The sequence below is a fragment of the Caballeronia eucalypticola genome (assembly GCF_047608185.1).
Classification (GTDB): domain Bacteria; phylum Pseudomonadota; class Gammaproteobacteria; order Burkholderiales; family Burkholderiaceae; genus Caballeronia.
In genome coordinates, this window is the sequence record NZ_JBLKRU010000005.1 from 99,222 (window position 1) to 113,157 (window position 13,936).

At 59.9% G+C, this 13,936-nt stretch carries 12 protein-coding genes; 5 read left to right on the top strand and 7 right to left on the bottom strand.

What is annotated here, in order from left to right; all coding sequences use genetic code 11:
• Position 1: 1 nt before the first annotated feature.
• The gene (locus tag ACMX25_RS08325) at positions 2–1,324 is read right to left on the bottom strand and encodes an MFS transporter (RefSeq protein WP_414949190.1); all 1,323 of its coding nucleotides are present in this window, start codon (positions 1,322–1,324) and stop codon (positions 2–4) included.
• Positions 1,325–1,375: 51 nt separating this feature from the next.
• Entirely contained in the window at positions 1,376–2,146 is a 771-nt protein-coding gene (locus tag ACMX25_RS08330; RefSeq protein WP_414949191.1) for an SDR family oxidoreductase, read from the bottom strand.
• Positions 2,147–2,395: 249 nt separating this feature from the next.
• Here ACMX25_RS08330 and ACMX25_RS08335 point away from each other — a divergent pair, with 249 nt between their 5' ends.
• Positions 2,396–2,599, top strand: coding sequence for a cold-shock protein (locus ACMX25_RS08335; protein WP_299703114.1), 204 nt, complete (start codon positions 2,396–2,398; stop codon positions 2,597–2,599).
• Positions 2,600–2,707: 108 nt separating this feature from the next.
• Here ACMX25_RS08335 and ACMX25_RS08340 read toward each other — a convergent pair whose 3' ends face one another.
• On the bottom strand, positions 2,708–4,171 hold the full coding sequence (locus tag ACMX25_RS08340) for an amino acid permease (RefSeq protein WP_414949193.1): 1,464 nt from the start codon (positions 4,169–4,171) through the stop codon (positions 2,708–2,710).
• A 328-nt stretch (positions 4,172–4,499) separates the two neighbouring features.
• Positions 4,500–5,618, bottom strand: a complete 1,119-nt coding sequence (locus tag ACMX25_RS08345; RefSeq protein WP_414949194.1) for a 3-deoxy-7-phosphoheptulonate synthase — start codon at positions 5,616–5,618, stop codon at positions 4,500–4,502.
• Positions 5,619–5,891: 273 nt separating this feature from the next.
• Between ACMX25_RS08345 and ACMX25_RS08350 the strand changes: the two genes are divergently transcribed.
• Complete coding sequence (locus ACMX25_RS08350; protein ID WP_414949195.1) at positions 5,892–6,620, top strand: FadR/GntR family transcriptional regulator; 729 nt, start codon at positions 5,892–5,894, stop codon at positions 6,618–6,620.
• A 167-nt stretch (positions 6,621–6,787) separates the two neighbouring features.
• Positions 6,788–8,098 carry an MFS transporter gene (locus tag ACMX25_RS08355; RefSeq protein ID WP_414949196.1) on the top strand — a complete coding sequence of 437 codons (1,311 nt, stop codon included), beginning with the start codon at positions 6,788–6,790 and terminating at the stop codon, positions 8,096–8,098.
• A 105-nt stretch (positions 8,099–8,203) separates the two neighbouring features.
• On the opposite strand, the gene ACMX25_RS08360 is transcribed toward ACMX25_RS08355, so the two are convergent.
• Complete coding sequence (locus ACMX25_RS08360; RefSeq protein WP_414949197.1) at positions 8,204–9,085, bottom strand: manganese catalase family protein; 882 nt, start codon at positions 9,083–9,085, stop codon at positions 8,204–8,206.
• A gap of 377 nt (positions 9,086–9,462) precedes the next feature.
• On the opposite strand from ACMX25_RS08360, the gene ACMX25_RS08365 reads away from it, so the two are divergent.
• Both ACMX25_RS08365 and ACMX25_RS08370 read left to right on the top strand, forming a co-directional pair.
• Complete coding sequence (locus ACMX25_RS08365) at positions 9,463–9,882, top strand: CopG family transcriptional regulator (RefSeq protein WP_414949199.1); 420 nt, start codon at positions 9,463–9,465, stop codon at positions 9,880–9,882.
• 56 nt (positions 9,883–9,938) lie between these two features.
• The gene (locus tag ACMX25_RS08370) at positions 9,939–10,940 is read left to right on the top strand and encodes an extracellular catalytic domain type 1 short-chain-length polyhydroxyalkanoate depolymerase (RefSeq protein ID WP_414949200.1); all 1,002 of its coding nucleotides are present in this window, start codon (positions 9,939–9,941) and stop codon (positions 10,938–10,940) included.
• 96 nt (positions 10,941–11,036) lie between these two features.
• Here ACMX25_RS08370 and ACMX25_RS08375 read toward each other — a convergent pair whose 3' ends face one another.
• Positions 11,037–12,581 carry a methyl-accepting chemotaxis protein gene (locus ACMX25_RS08375; protein ID WP_414949385.1) on the bottom strand — a complete coding sequence of 515 codons (1,545 nt, stop codon included), beginning with the start codon at positions 12,579–12,581 and terminating at the stop codon, positions 11,037–11,039.
• Between the two features lie 248 nt (positions 12,582–12,829).
• Positions 12,830–13,936, bottom strand: coding sequence for a porin (locus ACMX25_RS08380; RefSeq protein WP_414949201.1), 1,107 nt, complete (start codon positions 13,934–13,936; stop codon positions 12,830–12,832).

Consider the following 13,936-nt stretch of genomic DNA (forward strand, 5'->3'; position numbering starts at 1 on the left):
GTCAAAGCGCTTGATCGCGGTTGGCAATGCGAGCGGGCAAGCCGAACAGGATCAGCAAGGCAGCGAGGATCAGGACCGCCGCAATCGCGTACAGGCCGCCTGACGGCACACCGGTCATATCCACCACCTTGCCGACCAGATACGGGCTGATGATGCCGCCCAGATTGCCGATGGAATTGATCAGCGCAATCCCGCCGGCCGCTGCGGTGCCGCTCAGGAACGCAGGCGGCAAGGTCCAGAACACCGGCAGGCAGCCGATGGCACCCACCGCGGCAATCACGAGCGAGATCATGGCAAGCGTGGTGTCGTGCGCGAAATACGCGCTCAGCATATAACCGATGCCGCCCACGCCGACCGCCAGCCCAAGGTGCCAACGGCGCTCGCCGTGCCGGTCCGAACTCTTGCCGAGCGCCACCATGCCGATGCCCGCCGCCGCATACGGAATGGCAGTGAGGAGGCCGATGGTCATCGGACTGGTGATGCCGGTGTTCTTGATCAGTTGCGGCATCCAGAACGTCAGCCCATAGAGTCCCATCAGCATGAAAAGATAGATCAGCGAGAGCAGCAGCGTGCCGGGCTGGCGCATTGCGTCGATGAATTTGTGCGACGTGCCGTGGTCCTCGCGATCCAGGTTGGCTTGCAACACAGCCTTCTCTTCAGCGTTCAGCCACTTCGCGCTGGCAATGCGGTCATCGAGAATGGCCAGCACCAGCAAGCCGAGCAGGGCGGTCGGCAAGCCTTCCAGCAGGAACAGCCACTGCCAGCCGGCCAAGCCGGCCAGACCGGCAAAGCGCGTCATGATGAAGCCCGACAACGGGCCGCCGATCACGCCTGAGATAGAGATGGACGTCATGAACAGCGCATTGATGCGCGCGCGCCGCTTGGCGGGGAACCAGTAAGTGAAGTACAGGATGATGCCCGGCAGGAACCCCGCTTCTGTCGCGCCAATCACGAAGCGCAGCACGTAGAACCATGTTTCCGATGTGACGAACATCATCGCAGCCGAGGCGATTCCCCAAGAGATCATGATGCGCGCTATCCAGATACGCGCGCCCACGCGGCTCAGGATCAGGTTGCTGGGAATCTCGAAGATGAAATAGCCCACGAAGAAGATGCTGGCGCCAAACCCATACGCCGCGTTCGAGAGACCCAGGTCGCCCTGCATCTGCAGCTTGGCGAAGCTGATGTTGACGCGATCGAAGTAGGCGAAGATACAGCACACGATCAGCAACGGCACGATCCGCCACACAGCCTTGCGATACGCATTTTCTTCAAGCGCAGCGGCGGCTTCCGGGCTCGCCGCCAGCGGTATCGATCCTGACATCTGGGTCCCCTCTGGGTTTTTTGTTTTAGTAAGCTATACGAATCAATAGGCTCAGTTCGACCAACCGCCGTCGATCATGTGAATCGCGCCGGTGGTGAACCCGGATTCATCGGAGGCGAGGTAGGTCACGAGCGCCGCGACTTCTTCTGCACGCCCGACCCGTCCAATCGGCTGACGCGCGACGAACGCGGCACGAACCTGCGCTTCGTCCAGATGCGATGCCGCCGCCTGACTCGCGATCCGGCCACGCAGCGACGGTGACTCGATCGTGCCGGGGCAAATCGCATTGCATCGAATTGCCTGGCCAACGAAATCAGCAGCCACGGACTTCGTCAAACCGATCACGGCCGCTTTCGACGCGCCATAAACGAAGCGGTTCGGCACGCCTTTCACGCTCGACGCCGCCGAGGCCATGTTGATGATCGACGCGCCCTTGCCTGCATCGATCATGGCGGGGAGGAATGCGCGAATGGTCCGGTACATGGCCTTGACGTTCAGGTCGAAGCTGAAGTCCCAATCCTTGTCCGTGCACTTGAGGATGTTGCCGTCGTGGACGTAGCCGGCGCAGTTGAACAGCACGTCGAGCGGGCCGGTGGTCGCGGCGAACGCGTCGACATCGGTGGAATCCAGCACGTTCAGGCGTGCAGTGCGCAGGGTCGAGCCAGCGCCTGCGTCGCGGGCGAGCTCGGCGAGGGCGCCTTCGTCGATATCGGTTGCCCAGACGTGAGCGCCTTCGGCCGCGAGCATGAGCGCGGAAGCCCGTCCAATGCCTTTGCCGGCCGCCGTCACCACGATGTTTTTGCCTTCGACACGCTTGACCATTGATGCTCCTTTTTCGGTGGTGGGTCCCGTCGATGCGGTTCCCCGTAGGGTTTGATGTCCAATTTTCACATATGAAAAGAATTTTTATAAGTGAAGGTAAACGCGGAGAGGTGCTGGGACGGGCTGCGGGAGGTTTTTTGCTCCACACTAATGGACGAGGACGAAGATTCAGCCGATGCGGGCAAAAAGCGGCGTCAATGAAACTGCCGCGCGTGATACCGTTCCCCTTTTTCCAGCCAGGAGACGGCCATGCCGTTCGGACGAGTAAAGTGGTTCAGCGATGCAAAGGGTTTTGGTTTCATCACCCCGGACGACGGCAGCGAAGAGTTGTTCGCCCATTTCTCGGAGATCAAGACTGAAGGATTCAAGTCCTTGCTCGAGAACCAGAAGGTGAGCTTCGACGTGGGTCAAGGCCCCAAGGGCAAGCAGGCATCGAATATCCATCCTGCTTGAATCGCGGGTGAGAGCGGCTGGCCTGCGTCGTGCGAAGCGTGGGACCCGTGAGACTCGTGGGACTCAGCAACTACCGCTGCACGACGCAGCCTTGGGCGACTTACGTGGTCACTCCACGTGCCGCTCCGGATGCCGCAGCCGCGAGTGATTGCGTCCAAACGAGACGTAGATCACGAGTCCGATCACTAGCCAGACCACGAGCCGCATCCATGTGACGAGTGGCAGGCCGGTCATCAGCAGCACACAAAACAGGATGCCGAGAATGGGCACCACCGGCACGCCCGGCACGCGGAACGGCCGGTTCGCGCCTGAATCGCTGCGCCGCAGATAGATCACCGCGCCGCACACCAGCACAAAGGCGAACAACGTGCCAATACTCACCATCTCGCCCAGTACGTTAATCGGCGTAAAGGCCGCGACGATAGCGACTACCGTACCGATCATGATCTGGCTGAGGTGAGGGGTCTGCAGACGCGGATGAACCCGCGCGAACAATCCCGGCAGCAAGCCATCCTGCGACATCGTGAAGAAAATGCGGCTCTGTCCGTACAGCAGCACCAGGATCACGGTCGTCAAACCGGTCAGCGCGCCGATCTTGATGAGGATGGAGAACCAGGTGAGGCCAATCACGTCCACGCCCTTCGCGATCGGATCGGGCACGTTCAATTCGCCATAAGGCACGAGTCCGGTGAGCACCCCCGCCACCGCGATGTAAAGGACCGTGCAGATCACAAGTGAACCGAGAATCCCAACCGGCATGTCGCGTTGCGGTTTTTTGGCTTCCTGAGCGCAAGTCGATACCGCATCGAATCCGATGAACGCAAAGAACACGACTGCGGAGCCGCGCAGGATTCCGCTCATGCCGAAGTTGCCGAACTCGCCGGTGTTCGCCGGGATGAACGGGTGCCAGTTCCCGGGATGCACGAAGAACACACCCAGCGCAAGAAACGCCACCACGACAAACAGCTTGATCGCAACCATGACGTTGTTGAGCCGGGCTGACTCCTTGGTCCCCATCACCAGCATGAGCGTCAGGATCGCGATGATGAAGACGGCCGGCAGATTGACGACGCCCGCCACCGATGTCCCGTCGGCAAGCTTCACCATGGTGCCGGGTGCAGCCGCCATTTGCGGTGGCAGAGTAATGCCTACGTTATGAAGCAAGCTGACGATATAACCCGACCAACCGACAGCAACAGTGGCCGCGCCCATGGCGTATTCGAGTATCAGGTCCCAGCCGATGATCCACGCGAACACCTCGCCGAGCGTGGCATACGTATAGGTATAACTGCTGCCGCAGACAGGGAGCATGGCCGCGAGTTCGGAGTAACACAGGCCGACAAACGCGCAAGCGATACCGCCCAATATGAACGACAAGATGATGGCCGGTCCCGCGAACTGCGCAGCGGCTGTGCCTGTCAGCACGAAGATGCCGGCGCCGATGATGGCGCCAATGCCCATTGCCGTGATGCTGAGTGCGCCTAGTGTCTTCGCTAGCGGGCGCTCTCCGCCCTCAGCACTCTTGACTATGTCGGCAACGGATTTGCGCGCCATGTAACTCGTATCAGCCATGATGTCTCGCCTCGGTCGTACGTTGGTGGACACGAATTGAACGGGACGCAATGCCCGGATCAACTTGCGGATCACTACGAAAAACGCTTGATGCAAGACGGCTCACGGCGACCCACTACATGGAGTGAATCACGCTGACGCTTTAAGTCTATGCCTAATGAAATTTAATGGGAAGCGAAGCAATAACCCTATCTTGCGTCGTTATGGGTGCAACACAGGCATGGCATGCGCAGTGCTACGGGGAGAGTTCGTCATCGCGTAAGCACGCGATGTGTTTGCGGCAATGCAACGTTATACGAGACTCGCCGAGCCTCGTATTGAATCGATATCAGTGCTTGCGGCGCTCACGTACTGCAGCAGCAAGTGTCTGCAATACGGGTTCGGTTTGCGTCCAGGCGAGGCACGCATCGGTGATGGAGACGCCACGGCGCAGCGGTACACCGGGCTTCAGATCTTGCCGGCCTTCTTCCAGATGACTTTCGATCATCACGCCAATAATGCGCCGGTCGCCGCCGTTCAGTTGACGCGCGATGTCCTGACCCACGTCGATCTGGCGCAGATGCGACTTGCCCGAATTCGCATGCGAACAATCGATCATCACCTGCTCGCGAAGTCCCACTTCCTTGAGCGCGGCGCATGCAGCAGCTACGCCTTCGCTATCGTAGTTCGGTCCTTTCTTGCCGCCTCGCAGGATCACATGTGCGTCCGCGTTGCCACGGGTTTCGAAGATGGCGGCCATGCCCATCTTGGTCATGCCCATGAACGCGTGGCTTGCTTGCGCCGCGACAATTGCGTCTGCCGCGATCTGCACGCCGCCGTCGGTGCCGTTCTTGAAACCGATGGGGCAGCTCAGGCCAGAAGCGAGTTGCCGATGGCTCTGGCTCTCCGTCGTCCGCGCGCCAATGGCGCCCCAGGCGATCAGGTCCGCAATGTACTGCGGGCTGAGCAGGTCGAGAAACTCGGTGCCCGTCGGCAAGCCGATGCTGCTGATATCGAGCAGCAACTGGCGTGCGCGGCGCAGGCCTTCATTGATGCGAAACGTGCCGTCCAGAAGCGGGTCGTTGATGTAACCCTTCCAGCCGACAGTGGTGCGTGGTTTTTCAAAGTACACGCGCATCACGATCAACAGGTCGTCGCGCAGCTCGTCGGCGGCGGCCTTCAGGAGATGAGCGTATTCGAGTGCCTGGTCGTGGTCGTGAATCGAGCACGGTCCGACGACGATCACCAGCCGGTCATCGCGGCCTTGAAGGACGTCGGCTATCTCAACGCGGCTTTTTTCAACCAGCGTCTGCACCGCGAGCGGCACAGGCAGGTCATCTTGCAGCAGCGCGGGAGAAATCAGCGGGCGGACGGCGCCAATGCGGACATCGTCGATGCGGGTCGTATCTTGCGTCGAGTCGGCACGGCCGGCCTCCTGATCGTGAAACGGGTTGTCGAGGCGGCTCATGGGATGGGTTCTCCGGAAACAGGGTGACAGCCCGGGATTATCGCATTTGAGCCGGGCGGCGCCGGTGGGCACGTCGGGCAAAGCGGCAAACTTGGTGAGCCAGATCGTCAGCAACCCGGAGGTCTGTTTCGCCAAGCGGCCACACAAGCGCGTTTACCCTCAATTTAGTCATACTATTTGGAATTTCTGACTACCCTACTTATGCTGTGCTTAGGTCGGCTAGTTGCTCAGTTGCTCAGTTGCTCAGAACCGAGGCTCATCTTTTCATCGCATATGGACTATCGACACATCCAGCAAGGCAAAAGCATGCACGGGCGCATCGTGCAGGATCTCGGCATGGATATCGTCGGCGGCAAGGTTGCGCCCGGCGAACGGCTGCCTGCCGAGGTGCTGCTGTGCGAAACCTATGGCGTCAGCCGGCCGGTCTTGAGGGAGGCGACGCGTGTGCTGGTGGCGAAGGGGCTGGTGGTGTCGAAGCCGCGGGTGGGCAGTGTAGTCAGGCCGCGCGCTGACTGGCATATGCTCGACCCTGACGTGCTCCACTGGACGCTCAACAGCGTGCCAGAGGGTGAGTTCTTCCGTTCGCTGCTTACTGTGCGGCGCATTATCGAACCGGCCGCTGCGGCGCTCGCGGCCACGAGCGGCAGCAGCGAGGATCTCGCCCGGATCGAGGCCGCTTACACACGCATGGAAGGGGCAGCCACCGCGCCCGATTTGCTCGAGCCCGACCTGGAGTTCCATCGCGCGATCATGGCAGCCACGCACAACGACATGCTGGCGTACATCGGCAATATGTTGTCGCTCGCATTGTCCGAATCCATTCGCCTGACCAGCCGTCATCCCGATACGCACGCGCTCTCCTTGCCGCGGCACAAGGCGATTCTTACGGCCATTCAAAGCCGCGATCCGCTGGGCGCGCGGCAGGCGAGTCTGGTGCAGCTCGAAAGCGCGCGAGTGGATGCGGACAGCGTGCTTGAAGAAGGCAGTGCGCGCCGCGCTTAGCCGCCGTCTCATGCCCAATTATTGGGAATATAGCCAGACTATTGAACGGTCGAGCCGGGTTTACTCCGCTGCCTTACAGAGTCGTTGCGAAATATAGTGTGACTATTTGTTGCCCCGCAAAGAGTGTCCGTTCGAGGGCGCCCAGCGGCATGAACGAGGAGACAGATGTGGCCGACAAGCTCGTAGCCCCCGCCGGAGTTGCAACCGGTGCCGGCATGAATTTTCGCTGGACCGTGCTGATATGGCTGGTGGCGGGCGGCATCATCAACTACATCGATCGCGCCAGTCTCTCCATTGCGGCGCCGGAAATGATTCGCGAACTCGGGTTGTCGCGAACGCAGATCGGCCTGCTCGGCACGGTGTTCGCGTGGACCTATGCGGTGATGCAGTTGCCCGCGGGCTGGGTGATCGACCGCTTCGGCGCGAAGAAGGCCTACGCGGTGGCGATGATCTGGTGGAGCGTTGCGACCTACATGACCGGGGTGGTCGGATCGGTCAGCGCGCTGCTCGTGATGCGCGCGTTACTCGCAGTCGGTGAGGCACCGTGCTGGCCTACCTCGGCGAAGATCACAGCCGCGTGGTTCCCGATGAAGGAACGAGGATTTGCCACGGGCATCTGGGATTCGTCATCGAAATGGGGACCCGCGCTTGCACCCGCTGTGCTCGTTGCGTTGATGGTCGCGTTTGGATGGCGCTCGCTGTTTCATGTGGCGGGTTTTGTTGGCATCGCGTTCGCCATTGTGTTTCTTTTTCTCTATCGAAACCCTGAGCAGAGCAAGCGGCTTTCGAAGCAGGAGTTTGCTTATATCGAAGCGGGCGGCGGCGGCCGTGAGCGGTCGATCAGCAACTCGACCCACGAGTGGCGCGGACTGTTCACGCACCGCAGCGTGTGGGGCATGATCCTCGGATACTTCTGCGCGATCTGGCTGTGGAACCTGTTCCTCGTGTTCCTGCCGCTGTATTTGCTCGATCGCTTTCACATATCGTTCGTACAGTTGGGTATTTACGCGAGCATCCCATGGATCGGCGGAGCGGTTGGCGAGATTATCGTGGGGTATCTGACCAAGAAGATGGTTGATCGCGGCATGGCGACGCCTATCGATGCCAAGCGCATGTGGATCGTGATCTGTGCGATCGGTGCAGCGGTCTCGGCGGTGGCCATTCCTTTTGTCGATTCGTTGGGCGTCACCATTACGTTGATGACGCTGGGCCTTGCATTCCTTGCGGCGATTATTGGCGCCGCGTGGGCACTGGCATCCGACGTTGCGCCGAAGTCGATGGTCGCCTCCGTCAGCGCGATCCAGAATTTCGGCGGGTATTTCGGCGGTGCGTTCTCGCCGGTGGTGGCGGGGTTTATCGTCGATAAAACCGGCTCGTATTCGATCGCGTTGATTTCGGGTGGATTGATAGCGGGATGTTCCGCGCTGTTTTACTGGTTCATGGTGCGGCGAGTGGTGCCGGAGCGGGAAGCGGTGTGAGATCGAAACGACTGCGTTAACCCCAAATCAACTTCAGACCGAGCGAACCGCATGGCCCGATTTTCCCAGGCCATGCGGTCCAATACTTCTACATACGCGACTAATTCAAACCCCGGTCGCTTGCCCCGATCCAAGATCGGCGCCGGTCATCGGATCCGAACTCTTGTCCGATGCCGTGCGTGCGGCCATGGCCTGCAACACATCCACTTCTTCCGCCGATACCCCCACGGTCGCGAGTCCATCACCGCCATCCACGGCCGGTTGCGGATCTTCCACGAACTTCCAGTCGCCGCCCTCATTCCACGGGCCGCGCACCGCCGGCTCGCTGCCTTGCGACATGTTGTAGTAGACGCTTGTAAATTCCGGCACGCCTGGCAACTTGCCTTGCGGGAAATTTGGCTGGATCGAATGCAGCGCTTTCTCGAACGACTTCTGGTGCGCAATTTCGCGCGTCATGAGGAAGCCAAGCGCTTCCTGGATGCCGGCGTCATCGGTGACATTGATCAGGCGCTCATACACGATCTTGGCACGCGCCTCGGCTGCAATATTCGAGCGCAGATCTGCAGTCGGCTCACCAATGGTGTCGATGTACGCCGCCGACCAAGGCACGCCCGCCGAATTCGTGAGGGCAGGACCGCCGCCGTATAAAAGGGCAGTGGTGTGCGAGTCGTTGCCGCCGGAAGTCATCGATCGGTACAACTCAGCTTCCTGCTCAACGGCTTCGGCTAGTTGGCCCTTCGCGCCCTTGTTCAGCATCGCGACAATTGAACCGATGATCTCCAGATGGCTCAGCTCCTCCGTGGCGATATCGAACAGCATGTCCTTGCGGCCCGGATCGTCCTCTCCTACGGCCTGGGTGAAGTAACGGCAGGCCGCGGCAAGTTCGCCCTGCGGGCCGCCGAACTGCTCGAGCAGAAGGTTGGCGAGACCCGGGTTGGGAGCCGCAACGCGGACAGTGTATTGCAGGCGTTTGTTATGAATAAACATACGTAGTACTCCTAGGATCATTAACCGCTCGGCTTTCCCAAAAGCACTCGAGAGGCGTGCAGAAGCACGCGACGTCGTCGCGATGAAAAAACAGAACGAAGGTAGCGGATTGCTCCGGACGGCAACGCGATGGCAAACCGTGTCGCACCCAACCCTGGGCGTCCGGGTCTCAGAGCGGCGAAATGCTCTGGCGTACAGGCGGCAACTTCGCCGCGAAGAAAAAAAGAACCACGACAACCACTTCAGCATGGGCCGTTCCCGAGGGCCCGCACTCCCGTTTTCATCGCTGGCTGACTATCGTAAATTGGCAAAAATCCTTGACGCACTGCGAAAACCAGCCTATAAACATCCCATTGGATGGTAACCGGATGGTTTGAATGATTCAAAAAGTTGAAGTGCTCAGGCCGAAGGGTGGTGAGACAGAGAAGATCACGATAAACCTCGGTCCAGTGGACTTGGGACAGATCGACCTGCTGGTGGAAGAGGGTTTTTACTCGAACCGCACGGACCTGATTCGCACGGCCATCAGGAATCAACTGGCCACGCACTCGCAGGTCGTGAACGAAACGGTGACGCGGCGCGCACTGGTGTTGGGCATGCAGCACTTTTCGAAGCGCGATCTTGAAGCGGCGCGCGAGGCGGGTGAAAAGTTCGACATTCAGGTGCTGGGACTCGCAAGTATTGCTGCCGACGTGTCGGTTGAACTGGCGCTCGAAACGATCGCATCGATCGTCGTGCTCGGCGCTTTTCATGCATCGCCCGCAGTAAAAGCGGCGCTGGCAGGCCGGATTAAATAGTGATACCGCTTGTGATGCTGGCGGATGAGCAATAGCAGCAACCAATGGGAAAGATAATGAAACTCAATGAAGGATTCCTGCATTCGATGCAGGATGCAATGAAGCTGCTGCGCGCACGCGGCCCAAAGGAAGCGACGGCGGCGCTGCAGCGTGCGCTTGGCGCACACGCTCAGCCAATGCATCAAGCGAATACAGACGCGCCGGCCGTCGCGGATCCAGGCACGCTCACGACGCATACGTTCACGAGTGCCGCCGGTCATCGGAACTACAAGGTCTATGTGCCGAAGCACCACGGCAGCCAGCCGTTGCCGCTGGTGGTCATGCTGCATGGCTGCACGCAGGATGCCGATGACTTCGCCGCGGGCACGCAGATGAACGCGGTGGCGGAGCGGGATGGATGCATCGTGGTGTATCCGGTGCAGCCGCAAGGTGCGAACGCATCGAAGTGCTGGAACTGGTTCAAGCCTGGCGATCAGCAGCGCGACAGCGGCGAGCCGGCGCTGATTGCGGGCATCACGCGAGAAGTAATGTCGAAGCACGCAGTTGATCCGGCGCGCGTATTCGTCGCCGGTTTATCGGCGGGCGGGGCAATGGCCGCCATCATGGTCCAGGCGTATCCGGATCTTTATGCCGCTGCATGCGTGCATTCAGGGCTGGCCGTGGGGGCCGCGCACGATTTGCAATCGGCGCTGGCGGCCATGCGAGGGGGGAAGTCGCCGGGTGTTCGTCGTGCAGCGGCTCCGAAGCGGCCGCTGATCGTGTTTCACGGCGATGCTGACACAACCGTACATCCATCGAACACGGCTGAGTTGTTGCGCGGTTTCGGCGCTCAGGCCGTTATATTCGACGAGACTTCTCGTGGAGAAGCGGGCAAGCGTAAAAGCACGGTGGAAAGGCTGAAATCGGCGGACGGCGTTGATGCGGAGTTGTGGTTGATTCATGGTGCTCCGCACGCCTGGGCGGGCGGTAGCGCGAATGGTTCGTACACCGACGCAATGGGTCCCGATGCCAGCACGATCATGATGCGATTTTTCCTTGAGCATCCGCTGCAGGGCTGACCGGAAAATATCGGCGACAACATACTTGCTGCGTGTTTAAAAACGAAAGGGCCATTTGCATGGCCCTTTTGTTCATCGTGCGTCTATGTCATCCTCTCAAGCCGGCAGCGAAAAGCTCCCAATCGCTTCACGCAGCACGTCGACCTGATCCTTCAGCGAATGCGCCGCCGCTGCCGCTTCTTCTACCAGCGCCGCGTTCTGCTGCGTCACCTGATCCATTTCACCCACTGCGCGATTGACCTGCTCGATACCCGCGCTCTGCTCATTCGACGCATGACTGATTTCATCGAGAATCTCGTTCACGCGGCGCACCGAACTCACGATTTCACCCATCGTCGCGCCGGCGTTCGACACCAGCGACGCGCCTTCTTTCACCGTCTCCGTCGATGTCCCGATCAGCGCCTTGATTTCCTTCGCCGCCGTCGCCGAGCGTTGTGCAAGACTGCGCACTTCCGCCGCCACTACCGCAAACCCACGCCCTTGCTCGCCGGCTCGCGCTGCTTCCACAGCCGCGTTCAGCGCCAGGATGTTGGTCTGGAACGCAATGCCATCGATCACGCCAATGATGTCGCCAATCTGCTTCGAGCTTTCCGTAATGCGCGTCATGGTATGAATAACCTCCTCGACCACGCCGCTGCCGCGCTGGGCCACGTCGGCTGCTTCCCCGGCCAGCTTGGCGGCTTGCGTCGCGCTGTCGGCGTTCTGCTTCACGTTAGCCGTCATCTCGTCCATGCTCGACGCAGTCTGTACCAGTGCAGCGGCTTGTTGTTCAGTGCGCTGCGACAGGTCGGTATTTCCCGCTGCAATCTCCGACGCCCCCACGTTAATGTTCTCGGTCCCGGTGCGAACACGCGTGACGGTTTCCACCAGGCCGCTTTGCATCTCGCTCAGCGCGAACATCAGGCTATGCGAATCACCGTCTGCAAGCGGCACATGCGTGGTCAGGTCACCGCGTGCAATGCGCTGTGCGGCGATCACGGCAATCGACGGATCGCCGCCGAGCTCACGCTTGATGCTGCGTAACACCAGCAGCATGACCAGCGAAGCGAGCACGCCGAGCACCGCGGTGATCCCGAACCAGCGCCATGCGCTCGCGTAGAAAGCAGCGTTGATGTCGTCCGTATACATGCCGGTCACGATGAACCAGTCCCACGGCACGAAGTGCTTCGAGAAACTCATTTTCGGCACGGGGACGTCGCTGCCGGGCTTCGACCACAGATAAGTGATGAAACCGCCTTCGGGCGACGAGCTGCCGGCGTTGACAATATTGACGAAGAGCTTGTTCCCCGCCGGGTCGGTGAAGCCGCCCAGGCTTTGCCCGTTCATCGCCGGCTTGATCGGATGCATGATCATCTTCGGCTGCGAGTCGTTGACTGAAATGTAGCCGTCGGTGCCGTAGCGCATCGAAGCAAGCACTTCAAGCGCGCGCTTTTTCGCTTCGTCTTCGGAGATGGTCTTGTTCGCGGCGAGACTCTGGAAATGCGCCGTGGCGGTCATGCCTTCGGCAACCAGCGCTTTCAGTTGCTCGCGGCGATCGTCCATTGTCGATGAACGGCTTTGCCACGCCCCTATGAAGCCGATCGCGACCAGTCCGAGCCATAGCACGGCGATCATCGATCCGAGCTTCTGATTCAATGTCATTTTCTTCATGTTTCTGCCGTCGCCTAGTGTTGAACCGTATAAGTGAATGTGCGGCGTCGGGCGTTGCCGAACGCTATGCGTAGCTTCTTTACGGCAAAGCGGTGGCGGAATGTAGGGGTGGGATAACCCCTAGCAAAGAAATGAGCGCATCGTTCTATTCATCTGAAGATAAAGATGTGTCCGGTTGGACGGCTCCTGGCGCAACCGGACTTGTCGCTTTAGATACAGGCAGTGATCAGATCATCGAATTAAAAAGTGCTGCGGATACCAACCCGCCCAACCGCCTGCTTCTGGTTGCTTGAAGGATTGAAGCCTGCAATCTGGGCGGCTTCTGCGTCGCCGGCGGCTTTCTGGAATACGCCCAGCACATACACCGATGTCCGCTTCGACAACGCATATTCGGCCGTCAGGTTGAACTGGTTGTATTTGGGCTGCGCGCCGGTCGCATGGTCGCGGCCGGTGGTGTAGGTGTAACCCGCGCCGATTGTCACTGCCGGCGTCGGATTAAACAGCGTCGACAACTCGTAGTTCTGGAACGTCGCGTCATGTCCCGCGCTGCCTTGCTGGAATATCGTATTCGTGAAGTCCGCCAACACGCGCAGCGACGCGAGCACTTGATACGAAGCCCCTACGCCCAGTACTTTTTGCGCGCGAGCGGCAGTCAGGAAGTCGCCATAGACCGCATTCGTGAAGCCCGGATAGTTCTGGTAACCCTGCGTCGACACACCTGGATTGTTAATGCGCAGATACGCCACGCCTGCGTTGATCGGCCCTGCAGCGTAAGTCGCACCCGCGCTGAACGTGGCGTTGTTCGAGAACTGCCCGGCGATGCCGCCTAGCGAATACAGGCCGCCGAAGGTAAATCCGGCAAAGGCGGGGCTGCGATATTTGATCGCATTCGCGATGGGGAAGCCGTTGTCGGTGTTGTCCATGTCGTTCGGATGGGCGAAATAATAGCCGCCGACATTGCCGTTAAGCGTATAAGGCTCGACGAAATCCACAACGGAGTCCCATTGACGACCGAGCGTCAACGTACCCGCCTGAACGCTCTGAAGGCCCACATAAGCGTTGCGGGAGAACGCGAGTCCGCTGCCGAGGTTTCCCGCGTTGATATTGAAACCGCTCTCGAGGCGAAAGAGGGTTGAGAGACCGCCGCCCAGGTCTTCGGTGCCACGCACGCCCCAGCGGCTGCCTGCGGTCACGCCGGATGCAAGCTGGAACAAGTGGTTCCCCTGCACGTTGCTGACCACATCGACACCGTCTTCCACAATTCCATATAACGTGACCGAACTCTGTGCATGCGCGAGGGAAGTGGTGGCCATGATCGGGATAATCGCTGCAAGTTTTTTTAACAT